The following is a 24,757-nucleotide window of genomic DNA, read 5'->3' as shown; positions in this document are numbered from 1 at the left end:
TTTTCCTCGTTGGCCTCTTCCCTGCCGCGCGAGGTGAACTCGTAGTGATACAGCTCGGCATAGGGCGTAAAGATGGTGCGGTAGCCCGCCTCCCCCTGGCGCCAAATGCCTCGACCGCGAAGCTGTCCAATTCAAGATGGTCGGCATCGGTCCAGGCTCGGAAGCCTCTGAGACGCCCGACTCGTAGTACGTGACCTTGTCTATAAACAGGCTTTCCGCACTCACAGCATAAGAAGGCCCGTGCAACAAAACACAAAGGTAGGCCAGAGCAACAAGCAGGATGCAACGGCGATGATGGCCCAACAAGACAACAGGCATGAGTGCGCCGATCTACACGGCAAGCCAATAAACAGGGTTGGGAAATGCCTGGTGGCAGTACTCATCAGCGTATTAAGATCAAATCCTAGCCCAGACTCATAACAGATCGAATCCCTGCAACAGCGGGAAAAGTCGACGTAAATCGTTTAAGTATGCGGCAAGCGGAGAGAGTGTATGGGCGCTCGCACGCGTCTTTGAATCTTCTAATGAGCAAGAAGAGAGGGATCTAGGAGAGACCTAATAGTTCTTGGAAGCTGGGAATCATCGAACTCACCATCTTTAAACAAGAGGGAATCATATAGCTTCTTATCGTTCTGTCTCGAAAAGATATGAGTGACCAGATGCACATCGTGGGCCTTTGAAAAACAATCTTCGTCCCTTAAAGATTCAGCAATATAACAACCGCCCCTTTAGTTCATGAGTAAGGAAAAGTTCAAGTCTGTTGTTCCAAACTTATAGCACTGCGATTTTGTTGATATGTCTTCGAGCATAAAGCACGCGGAGGTTGCAAAAGAGGCAAGCTGAACAATATGGTTGACTTTTTTGCGACACAGAGCGTAGGGATGGCGATTCGAAAAGTCGATCTGCGACGCAGCAAGTTTTCCTCTGGATGCCAATTTGAAAAACTGCTTAGCCGACAAATGACTATCTACGCCAGTTAAATGCTTGAAATTTTCGGCCTTATAAATAACTTCGATATACCTGTCATCGAAAACGTACATGAATGACTTTCCGACAAGAAAACCGCGATAAAGTTTTGCTGCCTGATTAATTTCCGCAACTATCGCCTTCCGATCTTCAGCCCTACCCATACTGCCCCAATCAAAAAAGCCGGGATAACCCCGGCTGATAATCAAAGAGGCGGTTTTCTGCTGGCTGTCAGCCGCGGCATCCTCACGGAAACCTAGTTGTCGCCGGAATTATAGTCCCCGGCGCGGACTCACCTTATCTCCCCGGTGCGGGCTCGATATCCTCTCGGATATCTAATCGTCTTGGACTTTTTACCTGCCCAAGCACAGTACAGCTTTTACGTGCCGCCACACGGAGCTTAGCTCAAGATTATTATCTATAACTCAAGCCACTAAAGCAAGCTACGCACGGGCATGGTCAAATTAAATTCAAACCTTGGTCATCAATCACATCTACCGCGGGCCGATAACGCCCGCCTCATGTGCTGCGATATAATCAATCTCACTAGAAGCCAAATCAGCAAGCCGAAGGAGCTGACGTGCTAACAATTCACTATGGTGATATGGAAAACGTTATCTACAACACGTCCGTTTACTTCGATAACGTATATTCGCCCCAGTGGTTTCAAGACTCCTTTGCCCAAAGGGTCATAAAATCCATCGACAAAGGCACCGTGGTAGGCCCCAATGCAATCGATACCAAGATTCTAGGCATCATTCCTCCCGAGAAACTATCCAGCGGCACCAAAACGCTACTGCTTATGTACTTTATGCCGCAGAATATATATAACGCCTCAAATTGCGGTGATAATTGCGCCTACTGGATTCTGAGGATCGCCGCGCAAAAGGATTTAGCAATCAATCTCTACCACATAATGGATTTTGGAAACGGCAAATTCACGGTAACCATTGCAAATACGGGCGATATAGTCCACACAATGTTTGACCTTGTCCCCATAGCTGGAAAATGCCTAAGGGAGAACTCCTGATGCGCGGATCATACAAGGTAATTTTTCAAAATAACCGGGTTCAGTTTAAACTGACCATCAATAGAAATCTGACCATCATCCAAGGTAACAGTGCTACAGGCAAGACGACTCTGCTTGATATGGTGGCAGCTCACGAAGAGCTTGGGGCACAAAGCGGCGTAACAGTAAGTTGCAAAGTGCCCTGTAAAACAATATCTGGAAAATATTGGCGTAGAGATCTCCAAGAGATTTCCAGCAGTATTGTTTTTATTGATGAGGGCAATACTTTTGTTCGATCAAGAGAATTTGCCCATGAAGCAAAGCGTAGCTCAAACTACTACGTAATTGTCGCCAGAGAGTCACTGCGCCAACTGCCCTATAGCGTTGATGAAATCTACGGTCTTAAGAACACCAACCGAACCACAACGAAGTATCCCGTTTACTCTCGTGTCTACACCTCTACATATCGTATTTACGGTGATACTGATTTTAGAGGCGAGAGGCCCGAGCTTGTCATTGTCGAGGACACAAATTCGGGCTACGAATTCTTCAGTTTGCTATGCAAAAAGAGCAGCATTAAATGCATCAGCGCGGGAGGCAAATCAAATATTTGCAACTGCATTATGGACGCACCGGAAAACGACATCCTCGTGATTGCCGACGGTGCCGCCTTTGGACCAGAAATTGCGGAAGCAGCTGCTCTATTGCGCCGAAAGAACATCAAGCTATTCCTACCGGAATCGTTTGAATGGCTCGTGTTGAAGTCGGGATTATTCAACAGCAAACACATTAAGGACATGCTGCTTAACCCCGCTGAACATATCGAAAGCTCAAAGTTCTTTAGCTGGGAGAAGTTCTTTACTGCAGAACTCATCGAATGCTCACGAGACACACGTTTTCGATATGACAAGAGCTGCTTGAACGAGGAGTACCTGAACCCCACCGCTCTTGCAGCTCTGGAGGATACTTTGCCGGACCTTGGCATTACTTCGCACTAAAACGAGAAATACTCACTGTCGGAGGATAGGTTTGGTCCGAGCCACGGGTCGCCATCGAGGAAGAACTCAGGCCAGTGCTGCATGAACAGCGCCTGTTCACGTTTCCAGCGGCGCAGTTTTTCCTCGTTGGCCTCTTCCCTGCCGCGCGAGGTGAACTCGTAGTGATACAGCTCGGCATAGGGCGTAAAGATGGTGCGGTAGCCCGCCTCCCACACGCGCAGGCAAAAGTCGGCGTCGTTAAAACCGACGGCGAATTCCTCGTTATAGCCTCCGACCTGCTCAAATACGTCGCGTCGCACCATCTGGCAGGCACCCGTCACGGCGCTAAAGTTGCCCGGGCGCACAGCGCGGGCAAGATAGCCCTCGCGCTTTGCCGAGAAGTCCTGGTTGGCATGGGCAAGTGCGCCACGCACGCCAACCAGAATGCCGGCATGCTGCACCAGATGATCGGCAAAGTAGAGTTTGGCGCCCACCACGCCCGCATCGGGACGCTGCAGATAGCTCATCATCTCTTCGATAAAGTCGGGGCTTATGACCTCGGTATCGTTGTTGAGCAGCAGCAGATAGTCGCCCTTGGCATGCTCCACGCCAAAGTTAATGATCTGGGAGTAATTGAACTCGCCCGGCCAGTACACAACACATGCGCTACCTTTGCCTTCAGATACTGCGGCCACGCGCTCTGGCAGGGTTTCGTAATACGCAAACGTCTCCGGGGCTTCGCTGTTGTTCTCCACCAAAACGATCTCGTAGTTGGCATACGAGGCCTTCTGGGCGATCGACATCACGCAGGCATCGAGCGTCTCAACGTGATCCTTGGTGGGAATCACAATACTCACCAGCGGCGTAGGCTCCGGCAGCGCATAGCGCATGCGATAGACAAATGGTGTCTCGGTCTCCTCGACCGTTCCGCGAACGCCCTGCGCATCAAGGTGGCGCTGCAGCGCCAGGCGCCCGGCTTCAATAGCATACGGCTTGCTATCGGCAGAACCGTCGGCGGTCGATCCCGGATGCACGCGCCAGTGATACAGCACATGCGCAACGTGCTCAAAGCGCGCGCCGGCTGCAAGGCAGCGGAGCGTCAGGTCGTAATCTTGGGCGCCCGCGACGTCTTCCGGCGACATGCCAATGCGATCGATAAGCGCCTTCTCCACCATCAGAAAATGCGTCACGCAGTTATGGCTATAGAGCAAGTCGACGTTGAGTTTGGTCTTAAAGACCGGCTGACCCCACTCCCCCGTTTTCTGGAACATGTCCTCGTCGCAGAACAGGACCTGGGGACGCTCGCCCTCGGCAGCCTTGTTCAGCGCGGCAACATAGTGGAATAACGCGTCCGGTTCCAGGATGTCATCGTGGTCCAAGAACGCGATGTAGTCTCCAGTCGCCTGCTGAATACCTGCGTTGGTGTTGACCACAATGCCGCCATTACCGGGCAGCTCAATACAACGGACGCGCTCATCGTTGACGCCCGCCGCAAGATTGGCAACCGCGTCCCATTCGGGCGAGGCGTCCATAAGCAGCAATTCCCAGTTGTCATAGCTTTGGACCAGCACCGAGTCCAGCAGCTCGCGCAGATAGACCCGATCGGTCTTGTAGCACGGCACCACGATGCTCACGAGCGGCCTATAGGCAAAGGCCGCCGAAGCGACACGCTGGCACGCTAAATCGCCCGGCTTTGCGCGATGTCGCTCAAACCAACGTCGATAAGCTGCGTCGTCTGCACGCGCGTCCTTCATGCGGTTCCAACTGTCATCGACCATGCCGTTGTACAGGCGACCATCCATGGCGCAAAACCCGCTTTGGATCTGGCCCGTGGGATCAGTCGCAATCACGACAAAATCGCGTATATCCTGAGGCATCTCGACGCTCAGATACGTTTTATTGACGCGGCAACCGTTGCGCCGGGGAACATCGACCTGCGACTCAAACACATGCACGGTGGCATCGATGGCGTACATATGCGTATCGAAGATCTGGAGCTCAGGGGTGCACTGGGGGTCTCCCGACCAGGTAACCTCATAACGCCAGACGGCGCCCTCATCTGCCGGTAAATAACGAACGGCATCGATCTCGTATCGACCGCAGCACTCGCCGCGTTGCGCATCGCGAACGAGCGCGCACATCGCAGGCTTTGCTTTGTAGTTAATCTTAGATTCCAGCTTGGCAATACGACTATCAAGGTGAATAGAGCCCAGTCTTTTACCGCCGGACGCAAATGAGATGTCAATCGTAGAGCCGTCCAAAAACGGAAGCACCAAGACGACGAGTTCGCCCTCATAATCGGCAACGGTGGGACAAAGCGCAAGCACGCGGCCATGATCGACCGGCAGCGCCAAAGACGGCACGCAAACGCCATTGGTCGTCGCGTGAGCAAAGGCCTGGGAACCCTCCTGCTCAATAAGCCCCGCGATATCCTGGCCGACAAAACGAAGCAGCACAAACAGGCGACCCTGACTGCGGCAAAGCGCCAAACGCTTGATACTCATCTACACTTCTCGCTTTCCCAGAGCGTTCGCAGCCATGCGCTTGCACGCGCCCAAGCGCCCAAACCTTAAGACGTCGTAATCGAACATGAGCTTTTTGCACGAACGAGTAGCAGGCGCCTTACCGACAAGCGCAGCGCGCACCATAGCGGCAACAGAAGGAGCGCATTGTGCGAGCGCAGCATCACTGTCCACGGCAGAACCATCAAGCGCCGCGGCGACGGCAGCAAACACCTTGCCGCAGCCCGCGCTCAGCAGCCTGAGCGCATCGTACAGCACCAAATCGCACAGGAAGTACGCCAGGTCATCGGCATGCTGATCGTCGAGCCCATCACGGCGCCAATCGGCCAGCACCGCTGAGTAAATCTTCACGTGCTCAAGCAAACGTGTCTCGTCGTCATAGCGCATGGTGTCCATGAGCGAACCTTTGCGTGCCACGCGGTAGTCGTACAGCTTGTTCGAGATAAGCGCGGTCTTGCGGGAGCGACCGTACACGGCAAAATCGAAGACCTGGTCCTCGCCATACTTAACGGTTTCATCGAACACGATCCCGTTGCCCAGTAAAAAAGCGCGCTTACAAGCGGTGCGCCATGCAAAGGGGCGAGACGCTTCCTTAAACAGCAGGTCGGAGCTATAGCCCACAAACGACACATCGCGCGGGCTCAGCACATAGTTAAGCCACGGATACCCCGCCTCCAACGGATACGGGTTCGCGCCAAAGGTCAAAACGTCGCAATCCTCACGCTCAAAGGAATCGACGATTACACGGCACGCATCGGGCGTAAAGCGGTCGTCGGAATCCAAGAACGCGACGATAGGAGCCGAGGACGCAGCGATACCCGCATTGCGGGCGCTCGACAAACCGCCGTTGGGTTTATCGACAAGCTTAAAGCGCGCGTCCTTTTTGCAATAGGCAGCGGCGATGTCGCGCGACCCATCCGGCGAGCCATCGTTAACCAGCACGCCCTCCCAATCGGGCATATCCTGCGCAAGTAGGGAGTCCAGGCACCATGCCAGGCACTCCTCCACCTTGTAGATGGGAACGACGACGGAAATCTTAGGGGTAGCCATAGTCACGCGCTCCTACTGTGCCGCCGGCACGTCATCGGGATGCGGGTTATCGCCGTAGGCGCGCTGATACGTCAGCACGCGCCAAACCAGCGGCAGGCCGCCGATCTTAAAGTAATGTTTAAACGTATTGATCTTGCCAGGCTTTTTAAAGCCAAAGCGCGAATCAATATAAGCGCGGGGCGACTTGACCATCAGTCGCAAGTCGGTCTCGCCGCGCGGGTCGAAGAGCGACAGGTCAAAGCGACCGGCATCCCAATCGGCCTTGAGCTCGGGAGATGCCTTCTCCCAAAACTGCTCACGCAACTCATCGACCAGGCGCTCATCATTCCAGCGATACGTATCGACCTTCATGCGCATTAAAATGCCCTGAAGCTGAGCCTTAAGCTCGGGGCGTTCATCCAAAAAGCGCTGCATCTCGGCATATTCGTCGCACACGCAAAACACCTTGTTGGGCGAATTAACAGAGCTCTTCTCGTTATCCTGGCGATAGCACAAAATGGGATCCGCAATAAACGCAGCACGCTCGGCGCTTGCCCAGACCTTAAAGTTAAAACCCGCATCCTGATACGAGGCACCCGGCGTGGGAAGGAACCGAATCTGATTGTCGTTGAGGAACTCGCGCCGATAGATGGCAGACCAAATGGAAGGCTTGCGGTAGAAGATACCCGGACGATCGGCGGGGCGATACGCCGCACCCGTCATATGCTCGTCGATTATTCCAAACAGCTCGCGGCGCTCGCTGGGCGTGGACCAATACAAGTAAAAGTCACCCTTGACGACATCGGCATGCTCGGCGTCGGCCTTGGCAACCAGCTTTTGAAGCGAATCCTCAAACATAAAGTCATCGGACTCCAAAATGCCCACGTACTCACCGCGCGCCATCTCCAGGCCGCGGTTCATCGAGTCGCCGTAGCCGCTATTGGCCTTGTCGATCATCTTGACGCGCGCATCGCACTCCATGTACTCGCGGATGATATCCGGCGAGCTATCGGTAGAGCCATCGTTGATGCAAATGATCTCAATGTTCTTGAGTGTCTGCGCAACGGCAGAATCGAGGCACTCGCGCAGGTAGCGCTCAACATTGCAGATGGGAACAAGCAGCGAAACTTTAGGGGTATCAGAGTTCTGCAAGAGAACCTCCTGTTGAATAGCGTGTAACAGGGTTATTTTAGCAGCGAAGCAACGGACAACGGCAGCGCCTAGAATTAGATAAAGCGCTCCAGACAGGCTTTGAGACCGCGGGTCGAAAGATAGAACAGCGTGGCGTCTGCCATCGAAACGCCCGAGGTCGCTGCAACGAGCTTATGGGCAACGCGGCGAACGGCGCCCTTAGCAGGCATATCCGCCCACTCCGTTCCCAAAAACGTCGTGAAATCCATATTGACGCGACCGGCCACGCGACGGAAACCATCGGCGTCCAGACGCGCCAAGTCAAACACAATAAGGTCCAAGAACCAAGTGATCAGCTCGCCGGGGCACAGGTCCAAAAGGCCGTAAACCGCCCAATCCTCCAAGACCTCCTCGAGCATTCTCATGTGGGCGTCAAGCTTTTTGGCGCGAGCATCGGCACTGTTGAACTCGTGCGTCGCCGATTCGCTCTCCATCACGTAGTGGTAGAACTTGTCCGGCATGACGACGGTCTTGCGGGCAAGCGCATAGGCCGCAAATTGGAATACGACATCCTCGCCCAAGGCCAAGCCGGGAGCAAAGCGAATGCCTTCGCGATTGAGCAGCTCGCGTGAAAAAGCCGCGCGGCAGGCATAGGGCTGTGCATTTGCGTGGAACAGCAGCTGGGGATCTCGTGCGCCAAAGGTGCCCGCTTTGGGACTCATGAGTTGCTGGACACGCTTGGGTGCGGCGTCGGACGGCTCGCAGACACCACCGAATACGGCGACCTCGGCATCCGACGACTCCATGGCCTGCAGCACGCGCTCCACCGTTCGGGCGTCGATGTAATCGTCGGCGTCTACAAAGAAAACCACCTCGCCCTTGGCGGCATCGATTCCGGCATTTCGAGCGCACGAGACGCCCGCGTTTTCCTGGTCAATCACCAGCACACGGTCGTCGGTCTGCGCAATTTGACGCAAGACGCCCAGCGAATCGTCAACCGAACCGTCGTTGACGCAGACAACCTGAATCGAGCGCTCAGACTGGGCCAGCAGCGAATCGAGACATTGCTGAACCGAGTTTGCAGAGTTGTATACGGGAACGACAATGGTCGCTTTGGGGCTCGTAGCTTCTCCCATACCGACCTACCCCCTCAGCGATTCGATGAGGAAGGCTGCAAGTACGCCGGGGCCTCCAACCGATGCGTAGTATTTGGCGCGTCCCAAGGCACCATCCGTCGCAAAACTCGGATGCTCGTCAACCCAGCCCTCAGGATCTTTGAGGATGGCAGCGAGATTCGCACGCTTCCACGGCTTCAGATCGTCCAGCAAAAACTCCCCAGCGTCCAAGGCCGCTTGGAACTCCTTGGCCATCTGCACCAGGAACTCCTTATAGAACTTAGGCGCCAAGCGCACATAGTTCCACATATACGAATCGTACTTAATGAGCTGATTGAACTTGAGCATGCGCGCGACGTCATCACTTGCGTGGTCGCGGGCATATTCCTCTCTGATCCAACGCTCAATCTCGGCATACTCGGCATTGACGCAAAAGACCTTGGCCGAAGAATTGACCGAGGAGCTCTCGTTGTCCTGACGATACGAAAGCACGGCATCGTGCAGGTAAACGGCCTTATCGGCGCACGCAATCACCTTAAAGGCAAACGACGTGTCCTGAAAGGATGCTCCTGGAGTCGGCAGGAACTTGATGCCGTTGCGCTTAAGAAAATCGCGGCGGTACACGGCCGACCAAATCGACGGCTTTTGCTTAAAGAACTGCGTCGTATCGCTCGGGTGTACCGGCTTGCCGCAGTCCTTGGGCCTAAACATCTCGTGTAGCGAGCGTCGCTCCTCGGGCTTGGACCAGTAAAAGTCAAAATTCGCCTTCGCAAAATCGGCGTTGCAGCGCTCAGCAGCTGACACGAGCTTTTCCAGCGCATCGGGCGCCATAAAGTCATCGGACTCCAGAATGCCGACGTACTTGCCGCGCGCCATATCGAGCCCGCGGTTCATAGAGTCGCCGTAGCCACTGTTGGCCTTATCAATCATCTTCACACGCGCATTACGTTCCATGTACTCGCGGATAATCGCCGGCGATTCGTCGGTAGAGCCGTCGTTGATACAGATAATCTCGATGTCTTTGAGCGTCTGCGCCACGGCGGAATCGAGGCACTCGCGCAGGTAGCGCTCAACATTGTAGATGGGAATAAGCAGCGACAGAACAGGGCTGCCAGAGGAATTAGTAGACAAATGTGCTCCTTAGGAAATACCTGTCGTTTCATGGTATCAAAGGGTCAGCGCGCTAGCGGGCGTTTATATAATCTATGGAGCTCGCAGAGGCAAACCGATAAGAAAGGACGTCATGCAGCCCAAAGCCGCACGCAACATACCCATCGAAGCGCTGCGTTTGGTCGCGGTCGCCGGCATCGCGGTGTTCCACACCTTTCAGTGGACCTTCCAAGCCGTCTGCGTCGGCGCCGTGGAATATGCCCCACTTGCGATATTCCCCTATTCCGGCGCGCTCGGTTTTATTAACTTGCTTGGCTGCTGGGCCAACGAGGTCTTCTTTATGATCTCGGGCTATTTTCTCATCGCTTCGGCCGCGCGTGCTTGGGACGGTGGAGCAACGTGGAAGTCGCAAATGCAACGGACGGCGCAGCGCCTTGGCAAGGTCATTATGCCCACTGCGTTTTATTGCCTCGTGGCGCTCGCGTGGTCCACGGTCGTCTCACCCATTCCTGATGTAGCCCTCAACACGCACAACTGGTATACCCTGGGACTCGAGTTCATTTGGGTCTATGCCGCCACGGTCTTCATGGCGCCATGGTTTGGACTAGCAAGGAGTCGACTCCCCCGGAAGAGCTACACGGCGACGGTCATCGCCGTTGGCATCCTCGCATTTGTTGTTAACGGGTATTTAGCCGCTATGAGTGCGACAAGCGCCGGTGAGTTTTCTTGGCTCCAAAAGTTCATGAGCGCCGTCACGTACGTAGTCGCGTTTTTGATCGGCGGACTGCTCCGCGACGTTACCGATGTCATGGATTCGGACAGGGTGGGCGCCTTGGGCATGCGCTCGCTCGTAACGGTTTTGGTGCTCACCATCATCCTGGAAGGAGCACTCTCCTTCACCGACAACCTCACAGCGATGACAATCCTCTCCTACAAATCGACCTCGCTGATCTCGTTTGCCCTCGCTGCCGCCTGCCTGCTCTTTGCGGCAACCCGACGCAGTGCCTCAGGCAATCCGCGGACTGCAGGTGTCATCGTCACCTTATCGACCGCCACGCTTGGTTTCTATGTGATGCAGTCACTCACCAGTAGCCTGTGGCGTCCCGTCTTCAATACGTTGCTCGCAAACATACTGGTCAGCCAAAACAGCCCGGTAGCTATATACATCGTCACGGGTACCGTCATTAGCATCGTCTTTGCTCTGGCACTTCTCATCATCGATGCAGCCAGAAGCTTTATCGCTCGCAAGCTCAAGCGGCAATAGACACGCTGCCGTCAGACGCTAAAGCCGCTACAGCCGTGGCAGGTTCCTGCGTTTTATTCAAAGCTTGCCGTCAAGGTGCGCCGAGCCTTTACAATAGGACAGTCCCAAGGACGTATTCGATAGCTTCCGTGCAGCGCATGCGCGCCGCGCGTGAAAGGATATATTGCCCCATGCCTTCAACCCTTCCCGCCCCCATCGACAAGCTCGCCATCGTCGTCGTTACGTACAAGCGCCAGGAACTCCTGGCCAACTTGTTCGACTCCATGACCGAGCTCACAGCAACGCCCTGGCGCATCGTGATTGTCGATAACGAAAATTCGCGCGAGACCGAGGCCATGTGCACCGCATTCAACGAGCGCCTGGCTAACCTGTGGGGCATCGACACCGAGCAGCCTGACGCGCAGGGCGGCACCGACCGTGTCATCTACGTCCCGCAGCTCGAAAACGGCGGCGGTGCGGGCGGCTTCTCCGCCGGTACTAAATGCGCCTACGACTTGGGGGCCCAGTGGTTCTGGGTCATGGACGACGACGTGCTCGTCATCCCCGAAGGCATCAAGCGTCTTGCCAAGTGGACCGACCGCTATGATGTCATCCAGGGTTCGCGCCTGGACTTTGACGGCGGCGCCTTCTTTTGGCAGTACCAACTCATCCTTTCGCTCGGCATTCCCAACCCCGTCGCCAAGTGGGACTTGGGTCCAGAGGGTTATCGCGCCATGAACCAGCTGTGCTTTGAGGGCGGCATGTTCTCGCGCCGCGTGGTCGACAAGATCGGCCTGCCCGATGCGCGCTTCTTTATCTACGGCGACGATGCCTGCTACGGCTACGTAGCCAGCCAACACTTCCCCGCCGCCGTTGTTGCCGACGTGGTTCTCAAGCGAGCCCGCGCCGTCTCTAACTGGGATATCGCCGGCAAGCGCCAGCTCAACTCTACGAGCGACACCAACCGCTACTACATCATGCGCAACCGAGGCTTCCTCGCTCGCTATATGCAGATCTACGGTGACTACCACCCCATGCTGTTCCGCCTGGGCAATGCCGCGACCTTCTGCAAGGAATTCATTCGCCTGGCTGCGGTCGATAAGTGCTTTAAGACCGGCATTCCGGCGCTGCGCCGCGGCATGAAGGACGCCCGCAAGATCATCAAGGATCCCAACTGGAAGCCCATGCCGCCCATGAAGGACGCAGAGTAGTAAAGGGCTTTCGTCATCCCCTATAACCGCTGGCACACCACGGACACACGCTGGCCGTCAAAGCCAAACCCCCAGCGCATGCGGCCAACTCCGGGTCGTGGCACACGGATTTCGTCGATGCCGTCGCGCTCTATGTCGAGTAGCGACTGCACGGCCAGCAATTCCAGGCCCAGCGCATCCACATCGGGGTCATACATCAAGTTAATCGTTATCAGCGGGCGCTCGTCCAGCATGCCAATCGTATCTGCTACGTCGAACACAGCGCCCGTAGGGAAAACCTGAATGTCCCAGCGACCCGTGCCACACTTTCGCCTCGAGGCAGGATTGGCATAGCCCGGCAAGCCAAAGCAGAGCCCCTGCAAGAGCAGATGGTATGGCAGCGGCGCATCTGGGTCGATCGCACCGATTCCCGCATCTCCCAGGATGCGGCTTAGCGCCCGCCTCACCGCATCCTCATCCCCACGGCACAACCCGTCGCGAAACGCATCGATGTCACAAACGTCCTCGGTAGCGCACTCAAACCACTCAATAATCACCAGACGCAATACCTGGCGAAGCTCGTTATTGGGCAACCGCAAGGCACGGAGGCGATTGCCATGTTCTGGCTCCTCAGTCATATCTGTCGTCAGGAAACCTGACAGATACAGCGCCGTCCACAGGCCATCATCAGGCGAGGCCTCTAGCCCCGCAGCGCCCAAACAAAGCGGGACCTCAACGCACCCATGGGCCTCGAGCAAATCGAACAAGACCGAAAGACGGTCGAGATTCCACCCGGCAACTACCCTACTCAGGCAATCGGCATATCCATACAGATCGGCACGCACGGGCGCCGTGCAGCCTCGGTCCAGAAAACCGATCACACGCGCTGGATTCGAGCAATAAGCCCTACCAAACCGATATCCCTCGAGCCATTCACGCGCATCATCAAGGTATTCCTCGCGCCCAGCATGATTCAACAGAGCCTCGACCTCGGCATCCGAAAAACCGAACCATCGGTCACACCACGCCGACAGCGGCGTCGTCAGACAATACGAGCAGCCGCGCGAAGAAAGCGCCACTTCGGCAGGACCGGGACGCTCCCCCATCAGACACGTCAGCCGCAACGAATCGCGCGCAGTGGCAATGGCCTCGAAAAGCACGCGATCGAATAGCCCTGCCGGATCGGCGCCGGAAGCGTCCCTCGCGCTCGCACGGCCCAACCACGCCGCGTCGTACCCATCAACGAGCAATACAACCTGCTCATCGCAGGCCATCTCCAGCAGCTCAATGAGCACACCGAGCACCGAGTCAACCTCGTCCGCGCTCGCTACGCCACGCGCGACACGTTCGATGTGACGCACCTTATCTCGAGCTAAATCCGGAGCCTCCAAGAGCGCCAACAAGCGAGCGCACTCGCCCGAAAGGGCATCGCGCACGACGCCGGCAATAGCGGGGCCACGCCTCGCAGCGCCAGAAAAGTCCAGCGATATCACCGGATAGCAAGCATACTCATCCCGATAGCGCCCGCCGTTCGCATCCCAAATCTGAGCATCGGCAAACAAACGCTGACCAGAGCGACCGACCGCTGGACGCTCCAGAAAAGCCCTGAGCATCGACAAGTTCATGCTCTTGCCAAAACCCTCGGGTCGACAGCACACCACAACGGACGCGTCGCAGTCCAACACATCGGCAATAAACATGGTCTTGTCAACCAGCATGCAGCAACCAAGGGCCTCCGCATAGTCGTGCATGCCAATGGGCAAAACCGCATCGTCGGCACAGCCGATCAAGCGCACGCCAAAGCCAGCAGCACAATCAACATTTGCCTGTTCAGACACCAAAACGTTCCCCCTAAATCGCTGCACGATGCCAATTGTAATGACCGCCTCGCGCGTACCGACGACGCCGCGCGAACATATCGGGCAACGGTAGCAACAAGAGGTGTGAGGGGGCATAACTAATCGTTGCACAACAAAACGGGGCCCGATGCATTCGCACCGGACCCCGTCCCGACTCTTTAGTTATCTGGCAACCGAGAGGCTACTCCTCCAAGCCGTCCTCCCCAGAAGCCTTCTTCTGCTGATCGAGCTTATGCTTACCACTTACGATAGACGTAGCGCCCAGCGTGGCCAAGCTCGCACTGGCAAGGCTCGCCATCACAATCAGATCGCCCGTCTTGGGCATGTTGCCGCCCGAGAACTTGGTAGTTGTAGTCGTCGTGGTCGTGGTGGTCACCGTTTTGGAGTCATTTTGCTCCTGGACCTGGTTGTCAGCACCGCTCTTGTCGTCGTCTTCGGACTGTTTCTTTTCGCCCTCGGCCTTCTTCTGTTCGGACTTGTCGCTCTTCTCCTCAGAGCTAGAACCCTTATCGGATTCGGTCTTCTCGGAAGCCTTGTCCTTGGAGTCGCCCTTTGCGGCCTCGGTCTTTTCCGTGGAAACCTGATCAGAGTTGTCCTTGTTCTGGGTCGAGCCGTTATTGACGCCAGCCATCAGCGAAGAGCCCAGCGTAGAACCAAGCTGCACAGAGAAAGAAGGCTTCTTGTCCGGCGAAGCAACGGGAGCGTCCGGCGCCTTATTCGAGTCGTCCTTGGAAGCATCGGAATCAGGGGTTGCGTCAGAGCCGGAGCCGTTGTTAGAGCCGGTGCCAACGGACGAATCGCTCGAGCCAGTGGAAGAGTCAGAGGAACCAGCGTCGGTCGAACCAGAGGCGGCGCTGTCCGTATTGCCGGCAGAGCTTGAAGACGAATCGCCCGCAGCAGAGCCGTTTGAATCGGAGCCGTTCGAGGTAGAGCCGTTGTTGGTAGTGCCACCAGCAGAGCCATCACCGTCAGCATCGGTCGAGGGCGCATCCATCCTGTCATCATTGACATCGTCACTCGAGTCGTCATTCGAATCAGGTGTCGGCGAGGGCGCCGGCGTGGGCTCGGGCTGCACGGGCGTCGCAGCGGCAGCGGCCTCGTCCTCAGCGATATAAACCAAGCAGTCCTTCAGCTCGTTGCGGTAGCGGTTCTTCCAGCCCTCATGATACTGGGGCTGGCTCGAATACTTGGTAGCGACGTTATTGACCACGCTATTGGAGAGCGCCGTCACAAACTCGCGGTCGGACATATCATTGGAGAGATTCGCCCAACGGAAGAAGTCCCTGCAGCCACCGGTGCCGCACATGTTGGTGATGCTCCACACCATGCCCTTGACGCAATCGGCGCGGCCCGAAATATCAATGCCCAAGCCGCTCTTGAGCCACGCCTCGGTCACCGCATAGTACGAGTTGTACGCATACGCATCCTGCAGAGCCGAAAACTCAGCAGGGTCGGTGTTATAAGCGCTCTGGAAGGCCTCCTGCGCAATACGGCCCAGCTCAGTGAGCTGGCCGTTCTCGTACATGGCATTGCTCGTGTTGGAAATCTCGCTGCCGCGATCAATCGCATCCTTGAGCATGCTGTATTTTTCGGGGTTGTAGTTGTAGGCCTGCTTCATAAACGGAATGAGCGACCATCGACGGTCGAACTGGTAATAACCCAGCGCGTTATAGCCGTCGCCATACGAAAAGCCCTGATTATAGTTGCCATGGCTCTCGTACTTGGTAAAGTACTTCATCTCGGGGGTCACGTTAACAAACGAAACGCCCTGGACCGACCTCAGCACGCCCGAGAAGGACTGCTGGGTATAGAGACCCTTATCGATATCGGTCGCATCCGAGGCAACGCCCGGTGTGGGCTCCTCGGCGGCAGCGGGTGCGGGTGCGGTAACGGCGCCAAACGAAAGCGCCAGCGTCAGGCCCGCGACAATCGCAGAATGCTTGGGCTGCATAAGATCCTCCCTGCATTGGTGTAGTTAAAGTGCAGTTTGCAAAGATAAAAGTAAGTATTGCAGCTCGCCCGTTGTTGCACAACAACCCCTCGGTAAACGGCAACAACCCTCCGCGAAATCTTAAGGAATTGCGCTCAACCTACAGCTTAATGTCAAAGTTGGTCTCTGGGACGGCGGCAAGGTCGGCCAACGACACGCCGTCGACGTACTTTTCGATCACGTCGTCCAGACCGCGCCAGAACTTGACCGTGGAGCAAAGATCGCTGCGGGTACAGCTGTTGTCGATGCCATCGCACGCCACCGGAGCCGTGCTGCCCTCAACGGCACGCAGGATGTCGCCGGCACGCACCTCGGCGGGGTCCTTGGCCATCATGTAGCCGCCGCCCTTGCCACGCACGCTCTTAAGTAGGCCCGCCTTCATGAGCGGACGGACCAGCTGCTCCAGATACTTCTGCGAGATGTGCTCACGGTCGGCGACCTCGCGCAGGGCAATCTTGCCCTCGACGTCACCAAGCGCTGCGATATAGATCATCAGCCGGAGGGCATAGCGGCCCTTGGAAGAAATGAGCATACCTACCCTCCCATTGCATCTAGGACAACATAACCAGGTTTGTTTGTCCCAAATCTTAAGTAAGTGGGACAAACACAACAGGTTATTTTGTCCCAGAATTTGAAAAGTCGAGTGGATTAGTCGGGTTTTCCCTTGACTAAAGCCGAACCCATAGTAACTTTATTCCGAGAAGATTCCTAGGGTTTCGTACACCCATGAGTACACCATATACAGAGAGGGACAGCATGAGCGCAAATCCGCTGCTTTCCATCGAAGGTCTGACCGCCTCCGTGGACGAGAAGACCATCCTCCACAACGTAAACCTCAACGTCGCCGCCGGCGAGACCCACGTGCTGATGGGACCCAACGGCGCCGGCAAGTCTACCCTCGGCCACCTGGTCATGGGCGACCCCGTCTACATGGTCAACGACGGACGTATCGTCTTTGACGGCCAGGACATCACCGAGCTCACCACCGACAAGCGTTCGCGCGCCGGCCTGTTTCTGAGCTTCCAGGCCCCGGTCGAGATCCCGGGCGTGCCGCTGTCGAGCTTTTTGCGCGCCAGCATCGCCGGCCGCCCCGGCCTGGAGATGAAGGGCAAGGAATTCCGCCGTCGCGTCAAGGAGCTCGCGGCCGAGCTCAACATGGATACCGCCTACCTCAACCGCGAGCTGGGCGTAGGTTTCTCGGGCGGCGAGAAAAAGAAGGTCGAGATGCTCCAGCTCCTGCTGCTGCAGCCCAAGCTCGCCATCCTGGACGAAACCGACTCCGGCCTGGACGTCGACGCCCTGTCCACCGTCAGCCACGGCATGGACGCGTATCGCAAGAGCTGCGACGGCTCCATGCTCATCATCACGCACAACACGCGCATTTTGGAGCACCTGGATGTCGACCGCGTCCACGTTATGGTCAAGGGCAACATCGTGCGCGAGGACGACGCCTCGCTCATCCCCTGGATCGACAAGAACGGCTTTGAGACCTTCGAGCGCGAGGCCGCCGAGCAGCGCGCCCAGGCCGAGGCCGCCGCTGCCGAGCAGCAGGCGTAAAGGGGCGACGCAATGACCAAGAACCGCACCGAGGTCGCGGACATCGACCGCAGCCTCTACGACTTCACCTATGGCGAGGAGGGATTCGAACGTCTCGACGCCGGCATCACGCCCGACATCGTGCGCGAGATCAGCGCCAAGAAGGACGAGCCGCAGTGGATGCTCGACCTGCGCTTAAAGTCCCTCGAGATCTTCAACCGCTTCCCCGACCCGACGTGGGGCCCCTCCATCGAGGGCCTGGACATGGACAACATCGTCACCTACGTCAAACCCAACACCGACCAAAAGCACGACTGGGAGTCGGTGCCCGACGACATCAAGAGCACCTTTGAGCGCCTGGGCATCCCCGAGGCCGAGCGTAGCTACCTGGCGGGCGTCGGCGCGCAGTACGACTCCGAGCTCGTCTACCACAACATGCAGGACACGGCGTCCAAGATGGGCATCGTCTACTCCGGCATCGAGGAGGCCCTGCACGACCCGCAGTGGGAGCCGCTCATCCACGAGAAGTTCATGACACTTATCCCGCCCACCGACCACAAGTTTGCGGCACTGCACGGTGCCGTGTGGTCGGGCGGCTCGTTTGTCTACGTGCCCAAGGGCACCAAGCTCGACTTCCCGCTGCAGAGCTACTTCCGCCTCAACGCCAAGGGCGCCGGCCAGTTTGAGCACACGCTCATCATCGTCGAGGACGATGCCGACCTGCACTTCATTGAGGGTTGCTCCGCGCCTAAGTACAACGTGGCAAACCTCCACGCCGGCGCTGTGGAGCTCTTTGTGGGCAAACGCGCACACCTGCGCTACTCGACCATCGAGAACTGGTCCAAGAACATGTACAACCTCAACACCAAGCGTGCGCGCGTGGACGAGGACGGCGACATCGAGTGGATCAGCGGCTCCTTCGGCAGCCACGTAGGCTACCTCTACCCCATGAGCGTGCTCAACGGCCGCCGCGCCCGCTCGAGCTTTACCGGCATCACCTTTGCCGGCGCCGGGCAGAACCTCGACACCGGCTGCAAGGTCGTGCTCAACGCGCCCGAGACCTCGGCAACGGTCGAGACCAAGGGCATCTCCAAGAGCGGCGGCATCCAGACGTTCCGCAGCTCTATTGTGGCGACGCCCAAGGCCGAGGGCTCCAAGGCAACCGTGAGCTGCCAGTCGCTGATGCTCGACGACCAGAGCCGCTCCGACACTATTCCGGCCATGGACATCCGCGCCAAGAACGTCGACATCGGCCACGAGGCCACCATCGGCCGCATCGGCGACGACAAGGTGTTCTACCTCATGAGCCGCGGTATCTCGGAGGAAGAGGCCCGCACCATGATCGTCAACGGCTTTGCGAACCCGGTCTCCAAGGAGCTGCCGCTGGAGTACGCCGTCGAGATGAACAACCTGATCAAGCTCGAGATGGAAGGAGCGATCGGATAATGAAACAGACCACCAACACCGCTGCTACCACGCTCGAGCAGGTTAATGCGATGCCGGCCGCCACTTGGGGTTGGCTCAAGATGAACCAGACCAAGCTTGAGCTCTCTGACGAGCTTGCCGCCGCTCCCACCGAGACCGTTGAGGTCGAGGGCTTGGAAGAGCAGTTTACTGGCGTGGCAGACGCCTTCGACACCGCCATGGACGCCATGGCCGAGCGCTTCCCCGAGCGCCGCGCCTCCGCGCCCGGCGATGCCGCCGACCGCGCCCGCATCACGCCCGAGACCGAGCTCGACGTGCCCGCAACCTCCGTCTACCAGGCCGGCGCCATTAAGCTCGAGGAAGAGCTCTCCCCTGCTGAAGCCTTCGAGACCGGCATGGGTGAGGCTGCCTACGCCTACTTGGCCGAGCACGCTACCAAGCGCATCGTCATCGATGTGCCCGCATACAAGCACGCCACGGTTACCGTGCGCGTGAGCGGTGTCGATGCAGCCGCGGCCATCGCCGCCATCGACGTCGTCGCCCGTCCCCAGTCGACGCTCGATCTGCTTATTGCCCTGGACTCCCCCGTTGCCGGCCAAGGCGTCGTGGGATCCGTGCTACGCGTGTGTGCCCACGAGTACGCCACCGTCAACGTGACCTGCACGCAGACGCTCGACGATAGCTGGATTGTGCTCGACGACACCGGCCTATTCCTGGACGAGGGCGCGCGCGTCAACGTGCAGCACACCGTCCTGGGTGCTGGCGCCAGCGCCACCGGCCTTGCCGGCGACCTGCTAGGCGATACCGCCAAGGTCACCATCGATACTGACTACCTAGGCGCCCGCGAGCAGGTGCGCGACTTTAACTACGAGCTGCGCCACCGCGGTCGCAAGACCGAGTGCGAGATCGACGCCAACGGCGTGCTGACCGGCACGTCCAAGAAGGTCTACCGCGGCACCATCGACCTCGTGCACGGTTGCAAGGGTGCAACCGGCACCGAGCGCGAGACGGTGCTTTTGGCCAACAAGGGCGTCGACAACAAGACCGTTCCCGTCATTCTCTGCGACGAGGACGACGTCGCCGGCAACCACGGAGCCACCATCGGCCACGTCCGCGACGAGCAGCTGTTCTACCTCGCCTGCCGCGGCCTTGACCAAAACGCCGCCGAGGACCTGTTCGTCCGCGCCAAGCTGGAGGACGCCGCACTTTCCGCCACCGACGAGCGCACCCGCGCCGCCGTCGTCCGCCTGGGCAACAACCTGATCGACAACTTTGAAGAGGAGCTCGCATGATCGACACCGAGCACGTTAAATGCGATACCTGCACTGCCCCCGAGCCCATGGAGCTCGACGCCAGCGACGAGGCTTCGCGCGGCTGGCCCACCGTAGACATCGAGACCAACCCCTACAAGGCGCAGTTCCCGCTCTTCCAGCAGCACCCCGAGATCGCCTTCCTCGATAGCGCCGCCACCGCGCAGCGCCCTGCCTGTGTGCTCGACGCCGAGCGCGACTTCTATCAGCGCATGAACGCCAACCCCCTGCGCGGCCTGTACTCGCTGTCCGTCGAGGCAACCGACGCCATCGCGAAGGTCCGCCAGCAGATCGCCGACCTCATCGGCGCCTCACAGGCCAACGAGATCGTCTTCACCCGCAACACGAGCGAGTCGCTCAACCTGGTCGCCAAGAGCTTTGCACCCACGGTGCTCGAGCCCGGTGACGAGGTCGTCATCACCATCATGGAGCACCACTCCAACCTGATTCCGTGGCAGCAGGTCTGCCGCGAGACCGGCGCCAAGCTCGTCTACCTCTACCCCACCAAGACCGGTCAACTCACCACCGAGGAGGTTCTGTCCAAGGTGGGCCCCAAGACCAAGATCCTGGCCGTGGGTCAGGTTTCTAACGTGCTGGGCGTCGAGAACCCGGTCAAGAACCTCGGCAAGCTCGTGCACAAGTACGGCGGCTATCTGGTCGTCGACGGCGCACAGTCGCTGCCGCACATGCCGGTCGATGTGGCCGACCTGGGAGCCGACTTCTTTGCCTTTAGCGCACACAAGGCCATGGGCCCCATGGGCATCGGCGTGCTGTGGGGCAAGATGGACCTGCTCAACGCCATGCCGCCCATGCTCACCGGCGGCGAAATGATCGACTCTGTCACCGAGCAGGACGCCGTCTGGGCGCCCGTCCCCGAGAAGTTCGAGGCCGGCACGCAGGACGCCGCCGGCATCTTCGCCACGGGTGCGGCACTCGACTACCTGGTCAACACCGTGGGTTACGAGAACATCCAGGTCCGCGAGCGGGCACTCGTCCACTACCTGATGGGCGAACTCATGCAGCTCAACTTTGTCCAGATCATCGGCTCCATCTATTGGGACAACCACCACGGCGTTGTGAGCTTTAACGTCAAGGGCATCCACCCGCACGACGTCGCGAGCATCATGGACATGGACGGCGTCTGCATCCGCGCCGGCCACCACTGCGCGCAGCCGCTGCTTACCTGGCTGGGCGTCGAGAACCTTGCCTGCTGCCGCGCCAGCGTGGCCTTCTACAACGACAAGGCCGACATCGACAAGTTCATCGCCGGCCTGCATCACGTTTGGAGCACGTTCAATGGGTAATCTGTACACCTCCACCACGTTTATGGAGCACAACTCGCACCCCGACTATAAGTACGAGATGGATGCTCCCACGCACGAGCACGACGGTATCAACCCCAGCTGCGGTGACGAGCTCACCTTGCAGCTACGAGTCGAGAACAACGTGATCGAGGAAGCCTCCTTTACCGGCCACGGCTGCGCCATCAGCCAGGCAAGCGCCGACATCATGGCCGACCTCATCACGGGCGAGACGGTCGAGGAGGCGCGTCGCTTGGCGGAACTCTTCCTCGCCATGATCCGCGGCGAGAAGCTCTCCGAGGACGACCTGGAAGACCTGGACGAAGCCGCCCAGCTCCAGGACATCTCGCACATGCCCGCCCGCGTCAAATGCGCCGAGCTCGCTTGGCGCACCCTCGACGGCATGCTCGAGGGGCAAGCAAACCAGTAGTTTATGCCCCGAATCCAAGTTTTTTGATTGCCGAGCCGCCCGATACGGGCGGCTCTGTTTTTACCTAATGAGCGCGAACGCACAAAGTCCGCGCGTCCGGCGCCCCGTCTGACATTTGCCACACAGCCAGACGCGAGCACGGGCGTTTTCCACAGCACCAAAGGCCTGCGGCAGGGCCCCGGGCCCGCCAAGCAATGCGCCAAGCCCCGTTCTGCGAAGCTCCGACTCGCTTCGCGCCTGCCGCAGACGGGTCCCATAGGAAGCGGCGTGCATTTTTGCGAGTATTCAGCACGCCAAGCTGTGTGTATACGCATCGAAAGCGTTAATCAATGTCTTTAGGCGCATATATATTGTGTTTTAGAACAAGCATCGCGGTCTGACGGGACGCAGGCACGTGCTTCGGGGGCGCAACGGCAGGAATCAATAGCTTCGGGACCCGTATGTTGCAAGATTGCGGCGGTGCCGACAGCAACACGATGCTGAAAACTCCGTTTTTTGCACGGCGCAGACGGGGGTAGGCACGGGCAAACCCGGACTGAGCTGTTATTTTATGCAAGATGACGATTGTTCTATGCATATTAAGAAGTGCAGTTACCGTACCAAGCTTTTGAACGCTGGTTGCGGCGTATGGACGACCCCAGCTGCGGTGAACAGGCGACCTTACATCACGTTTCCGCCAGCCCGCATCGCCGTTCGCGCGCGGGCGCGCACGATACGAGAAACGGTACTTTTGCCAATCCCCGTATATCGCTCAATCTGACGCACCGTAAAACCGGCATCGTGCAATCCAAGAATGACGATATTGCGCTGCGCCGACGGCGCGGCTTTAACCCCGTGGAGCGGAACCCCGAGCCCCTTCGCCAACTTTTCGGCAAAGGCATGCCGCTCCCACTCCGTCTCTTCCAGAACGGGCATCGCTGAATCGCAGCCGTCGGGCGTTGAAAGCGAATAGGCAATAAAGCCCTCGGCAGAACCAAAAAGCTCAAGCACGCAAGAAGGATCAGAAAATCCCCTCGCGACATCAGCCGCGTCACCGTCGTAAGCGCACAAATGCTCCGCAAAGCTACTCCAGGGATAACGCTCGATTAGGCTCATGCCCGCCTCCTGCGGATTGGCGTGAACGGAGCGAATAGCCTCCATCACCTGCCAGTCGGTATCGAGCGAACGCCGGTCAAAACGGTTCTGGAACAGATGGCCCGTGCGCCCCGTGCGTTTATTGAACCGCCGCGCGTACGTCAAAAGCAGCCGGTGCATCGCCGCGCTCATCGCGTCCTCGTAATCTGCAAGCACCAGACGCACGTGATTGCCCATAAGGCACCAGGCGATAACCGTCACGCCCGCCTTGCGGCAGCACTCACGCATCAGCTCCAAGAACTCCCACCGGTCTTCATCGCCCTCAAAGATGAGCTGCTTGCCCGTACCGCGGGCACAGACATGGTAAAAGCCGGTAACCGTTCTCCAAACGCGCTGCATGGCGCTCCCTTCGCCAGGATCTGCTTGCCATCCAATACAGCACGATTGAAGCGTGCCATCAAAACATTCACGCAAAACAATACACTCGCGCGGCCAAAGGCAGTAAACGGGCGGCGAACGGCACCGTTGCAACAGGTCAACCCCTGCAACGCTTACAAGAGCTGACCAAAAGCTTGCCCAAGACGGACCCCCTCTATGGTAGCCCACGACCACAGAATATAGAGTTAAACCGTTTCAATTTAAACTTCCGGACTTCTCGCTACGAAAACTGAGCCGTTCGCCGAATATTCCGTGCATTTCGCGGTATTATAGGGGCTGCATGTCATGTCCCTTTCGAAGGGTCGCCCGGCAATCGCCAGCCACGACCCCCAGACGGGACGCCAACACGATAGAGAGGAGAGGCATGCAGTACTCACAGGAAGTGGAGAACATGTGCCCCGTTGCCAAGGGTGCATACCACGGCCCCGCACCCATCCCCGAGGAGGGCAAGTGGGTCCAGGCTAAGGAGATTTCCGACATCTCCGGTCTTACGCACGGTGTGGGTTGGTGCGCACCTCAGCAGGGCGCCTGCAAGCTCACGCTGAACGTCAAGGACGGCATCATCGAGGAGGCCCTCGTTGAGACCATCGGCTGCTCGGGTATGACCCACTCTGCCGCCATGGCTTCCGAGATCCTCCCCGGTAAGACCATCCTCGAGGCCCTCAACACCGACCTCGTCTGCGACGCCATCAACGTTGCTATGCGCGAGATCTTCCTGCAGATCGTTTACGGCCGCAGCCAGACCGCGTTCTCCGAGGGCGGCCTGCCCGTGGGCGCCTCCCTCGACGACCTCGGCAAGGGCCTTCGCTCTCAGGTCGGCACCATGTTCGGCACCAAGGCCAAGGGCGCTCGTTACCTCGAGCTCGCTCAGGGCTACGTCACCCGCATGGCTCTCAACGACAAGAACGAGATCATCGCATTCGAGTTCCTGAACCTCGGCAAGTTCACCGACGCCGTCAAGGCCGGCAAGACCCCCGAGGAGGCCATCGCTGGCGCTATGGGCCACTATGGTCAGTGGGAGAACGCTGCCAAGTACATCGACCCGCGCACCGACGAGGAGACTCACTCCGTCGCCAGCGTGTTCCCGGTTCACGAGTAGAAA

General features: G+C 58.0%; 20 protein-coding genes. 10 read left to right on the top strand and 10 right to left on the bottom strand.

All coding sequences use genetic code 11. The annotated features are described in order from the left end of the window. Positions 1 to 728 precede the first annotated feature (728 nt). Positions 729 to 1,130 (bottom strand): PBECR4 domain-containing protein, encoded by a 402-nt coding sequence (locus I2D57_RS05080; RefSeq protein ID WP_195361706.1) that lies wholly within the window; start codon positions 1,128 to 1,130, stop codon positions 729 to 731. A gap of 416 nt (positions 1,131 to 1,546) precedes the next feature. Here I2D57_RS05080 and I2D57_RS05075 point away from each other — a divergent pair, with 416 nt between their 5' ends. Both I2D57_RS05075 and I2D57_RS05070 read left to right on the top strand, forming a co-directional pair. Further along, the gene (locus I2D57_RS05075; RefSeq protein ID WP_195361705.1) at positions 1,547 to 1,996 is read left to right on the top strand and encodes a DUF4869 domain-containing protein; all 450 of its coding nucleotides are present in this window, start codon (positions 1,547 to 1,549) and stop codon (positions 1,994 to 1,996) included. Further along, complete coding sequence (locus I2D57_RS05070; protein ID WP_195361704.1) at positions 1,996 to 2,973, top strand: translation initiation factor 2; 978 nt, start codon at positions 1,996 to 1,998, stop codon at positions 2,971 to 2,973. Before I2D57_RS05075 ends, I2D57_RS05070 begins: the two co-directional genes overlap by 1 nt. Here I2D57_RS05070 and I2D57_RS05065 read toward each other — a convergent pair. The 5 genes from I2D57_RS05065 to I2D57_RS05045 all read right to left on the bottom strand — a co-directional run bounded on the left by I2D57_RS05065 (position 2,970) and on the right by I2D57_RS05045 (position 9,880). After that, positions 2,970 to 5,456: a glycosyltransferase family 2 protein gene (locus tag I2D57_RS05065; protein ID WP_195361703.1), complete on the bottom strand. Its 2,487-nt coding sequence runs from the start codon at positions 5,454 to 5,456 to the stop codon at positions 2,970 to 2,972. The genes I2D57_RS05070 and I2D57_RS05065 overlap by 4 nt on opposite strands. Then, positions 5,457 to 6,524 carry a glycosyltransferase family 2 protein gene (locus I2D57_RS05060; RefSeq protein WP_195361702.1) on the bottom strand — a complete coding sequence of 356 codons (1,068 nt, stop codon included), beginning with the start codon at positions 6,522 to 6,524 and terminating at the stop codon, positions 5,457 to 5,459. 12 nt (positions 6,525 to 6,536) lie between these two features. Further along, a complete protein-coding gene (locus tag I2D57_RS05055) occupies positions 6,537 to 7,655 on the bottom strand; it encodes a glycosyltransferase family 2 protein (protein WP_195361701.1) in 1,119 nt (372 codons plus the stop codon). Positions 7,656 to 7,729: 74 nt separating this feature from the next. Then, a complete protein-coding gene (locus tag I2D57_RS05050; RefSeq protein ID WP_195361700.1) occupies positions 7,730 to 8,770 on the bottom strand; it encodes a glycosyltransferase family 2 protein in 1,041 nt (346 codons plus the stop codon). A 6-nt stretch (positions 8,771 to 8,776) separates the two neighbouring features. Continuing rightward, positions 8,777 to 9,880, bottom strand: a complete 1,104-nt coding sequence (locus tag I2D57_RS05045; protein ID WP_195361699.1) for a glycosyltransferase — start codon at positions 9,878 to 9,880, stop codon at positions 8,777 to 8,779. Positions 9,881 to 9,992: 112 nt separating this feature from the next. Here I2D57_RS05045 and I2D57_RS05040 point away from each other — a divergent pair, with 112 nt between their 5' ends. Both I2D57_RS05040 and I2D57_RS05035 read left to right on the top strand, forming a co-directional pair. Further along, a complete protein-coding gene (locus I2D57_RS05040; protein ID WP_195361698.1) occupies positions 9,993 to 11,123 on the top strand; it encodes an acyltransferase family protein in 1,131 nt (376 codons plus the stop codon). Between the two features lie 170 nt (positions 11,124 to 11,293). After that, on the top strand, positions 11,294 to 12,313 hold the full coding sequence (locus I2D57_RS05035; protein ID WP_195361697.1) for a glycosyltransferase: 1,020 nt from the start codon (positions 11,294 to 11,296) through the stop codon (positions 12,311 to 12,313). A 20-nt stretch (positions 12,314 to 12,333) separates the two neighbouring features. On the opposite strand, the gene I2D57_RS05030 is transcribed toward I2D57_RS05035, so the two are convergent. From I2D57_RS05030 to I2D57_RS05020, 3 genes are all read right to left on the bottom strand, one after another. Then, entirely contained in the window at positions 12,334 to 14,130 is a 1,797-nt protein-coding gene (locus tag I2D57_RS05030; protein ID WP_195361696.1) for an AAA family ATPase, read from the bottom strand. A gap of 202 nt (positions 14,131 to 14,332) precedes the next feature. Beyond that, entirely contained in the window at positions 14,333 to 16,102 is a 1,770-nt protein-coding gene (locus I2D57_RS05025; RefSeq protein WP_195361695.1) for a VgrG-related protein, read from the bottom strand. A 139-nt stretch (positions 16,103 to 16,241) separates the two neighbouring features. Beyond that, positions 16,242 to 16,673: an RrF2 family transcriptional regulator gene (locus tag I2D57_RS05020; protein WP_195361694.1), complete on the bottom strand. Its 432-nt coding sequence runs from the start codon at positions 16,671 to 16,673 to the stop codon at positions 16,242 to 16,244. A gap of 224 nt (positions 16,674 to 16,897) precedes the next feature. On the opposite strand from I2D57_RS05020, the gene sufC reads away from it, so the two are divergent. The 5 genes from sufC to sufU are packed head-to-tail and all read left to right on the top strand — an operon-like array spanning position 16,898 to position 22,143. After that, positions 16,898 to 17,698: a Fe-S cluster assembly ATPase SufC gene (sufC, locus tag I2D57_RS05015; protein WP_195361693.1), complete on the top strand. Its 801-nt coding sequence runs from the start codon at positions 16,898 to 16,900 to the stop codon at positions 17,696 to 17,698. A gap of 12 nt (positions 17,699 to 17,710) precedes the next feature. Next, positions 17,711 to 19,123, top strand: coding sequence for a Fe-S cluster assembly protein SufB (gene sufB / locus I2D57_RS05010; protein WP_117848423.1), 1,413 nt, complete (start codon positions 17,711 to 17,713; stop codon positions 19,121 to 19,123). Then, positions 19,123 to 20,394 carry a SufB/SufD family protein gene (locus I2D57_RS05005; protein WP_195361692.1) on the top strand — a complete coding sequence of 424 codons (1,272 nt, stop codon included), beginning with the start codon at positions 19,123 to 19,125 and terminating at the stop codon, positions 20,392 to 20,394. The genes sufB and I2D57_RS05005 overlap by 1 nt, the downstream gene beginning before the upstream one ends. Next, complete coding sequence (locus tag I2D57_RS05000; RefSeq protein ID WP_229055635.1) at positions 20,391 to 21,716, top strand: aminotransferase class V-fold PLP-dependent enzyme; 1,326 nt, start codon at positions 20,391 to 20,393, stop codon at positions 21,714 to 21,716. The genes I2D57_RS05005 and I2D57_RS05000 overlap by 4 nt, the downstream gene beginning before the upstream one ends. Next, positions 21,709 to 22,143 carry a Fe-S cluster assembly sulfur transfer protein SufU gene (sufU, locus tag I2D57_RS04995; RefSeq protein ID WP_138375174.1) on the top strand — a complete coding sequence of 145 codons (435 nt, stop codon included), beginning with the start codon at positions 21,709 to 21,711 and terminating at the stop codon, positions 22,141 to 22,143. The genes I2D57_RS05000 and sufU overlap by 8 nt, the downstream gene beginning before the upstream one ends. Positions 22,144 to 22,803: 660 nt before the next feature. Here the strand turns inward: sufU and I2D57_RS04990 are convergent. Next, positions 22,804 to 23,616 carry a transposase gene (locus tag I2D57_RS04990; RefSeq protein ID WP_195361691.1) on the bottom strand — a complete coding sequence of 271 codons (813 nt, stop codon included), beginning with the start codon at positions 23,614 to 23,616 and terminating at the stop codon, positions 22,804 to 22,806. A 403-nt stretch (positions 23,617 to 24,019) separates the two neighbouring features. On the opposite strand from I2D57_RS04990, the gene I2D57_RS04985 reads away from it, so the two are divergent. Then, positions 24,020 to 24,754: an iron-sulfur cluster assembly scaffold protein gene (locus I2D57_RS04985; RefSeq protein WP_006235554.1), complete on the top strand. Its 735-nt coding sequence runs from the start codon at positions 24,020 to 24,022 to the stop codon at positions 24,752 to 24,754. Positions 24,755 to 24,757 lie beyond the last annotated feature (3 nt).

Origin of the sequence: Collinsella aerofaciens, assembly GCF_015553355.1 — a bacterium.
In the GTDB taxonomy this organism is placed as follows: domain Bacteria; phylum Actinomycetota; class Coriobacteriia; order Coriobacteriales; family Coriobacteriaceae; genus Collinsella; species Collinsella aerofaciens_V.
Note: the sequence above shows the minus strand (reverse complement) of the source record. Positions and strands in the feature narration are given on the sequence as shown.

Excerpts from the sequence above, each read along its gene's own strand:
- I2D57_RS05070 (WP_195361704.1), top strand. The coding sequence starts at position 1,996 with ATGCGCGGATCATACAAGGTAATTTTTCAAAATAACCGGGTTCAGTTT.
- I2D57_RS05065 (WP_195361703.1), bottom strand. The coding sequence starts at position 5,456 with ATGAGTATCAAGCGTTTGGCGCTTTGCCGCAGTCAGGGTCGCCTGTTT.
- I2D57_RS05005 (WP_195361692.1), top strand. The coding sequence starts at position 19,123 with ATGAAACAGACCACCAACACCGCTGCTACCACGCTCGAGCAGGTTAAT.
- I2D57_RS05000 (WP_229055635.1), top strand. The coding sequence starts at position 20,391 with ATGATCGACACCGAGCACGTTAAATGCGATACCTGCACTGCCCCCGAG.
- I2D57_RS05020 (WP_195361694.1), bottom strand. The coding sequence starts at position 16,673 with ATGCTCATTTCTTCCAAGGGCCGCTATGCCCTCCGGCTGATGATCTAT.
- sufC (WP_195361693.1), top strand. The coding sequence starts at position 16,898 with ATGAGCGCAAATCCGCTGCTTTCCATCGAAGGTCTGACCGCCTCCGTG.
- I2D57_RS05080 (WP_195361706.1), bottom strand. The coding sequence starts at position 1,130 with ATGGGTAGGGCTGAAGATCGGAAGGCGATAGTTGCGGAAATTAATCAG.
- I2D57_RS05050 (WP_195361700.1), bottom strand. The coding sequence starts at position 8,770 with ATGGGAGAAGCTACGAGCCCCAAAGCGACCATTGTCGTTCCCGTATAC.
- I2D57_RS04990 (WP_195361691.1), bottom strand. The coding sequence starts at position 23,616 with ATGCAGCGCGTTTGGAGAACGGTTACCGGCTTTTACCATGTCTGTGCC.
- I2D57_RS04985 (WP_006235554.1), top strand. The coding sequence starts at position 24,020 with ATGCAGTACTCACAGGAAGTGGAGAACATGTGCCCCGTTGCCAAGGGT.
- I2D57_RS05035 (WP_195361697.1), top strand. The coding sequence starts at position 11,294 with ATGCCTTCAACCCTTCCCGCCCCCATCGACAAGCTCGCCATCGTCGTC.
- I2D57_RS05060 (WP_195361702.1), bottom strand. The coding sequence starts at position 6,524 with ATGGCTACCCCTAAGATTTCCGTCGTCGTTCCCATCTACAAGGTGGAG.
- I2D57_RS05040 (WP_195361698.1), top strand. The coding sequence starts at position 9,993 with ATGCAGCCCAAAGCCGCACGCAACATACCCATCGAAGCGCTGCGTTTG.
- I2D57_RS05025 (WP_195361695.1), bottom strand. The coding sequence starts at position 16,102 with ATGCAGCCCAAGCATTCTGCGATTGTCGCGGGCCTGACGCTGGCGCTT.
- sufU (WP_138375174.1), top strand. The coding sequence starts at position 21,709 with ATGGGTAATCTGTACACCTCCACCACGTTTATGGAGCACAACTCGCAC.
- sufB (WP_117848423.1), top strand. The coding sequence starts at position 17,711 with ATGACCAAGAACCGCACCGAGGTCGCGGACATCGACCGCAGCCTCTAC.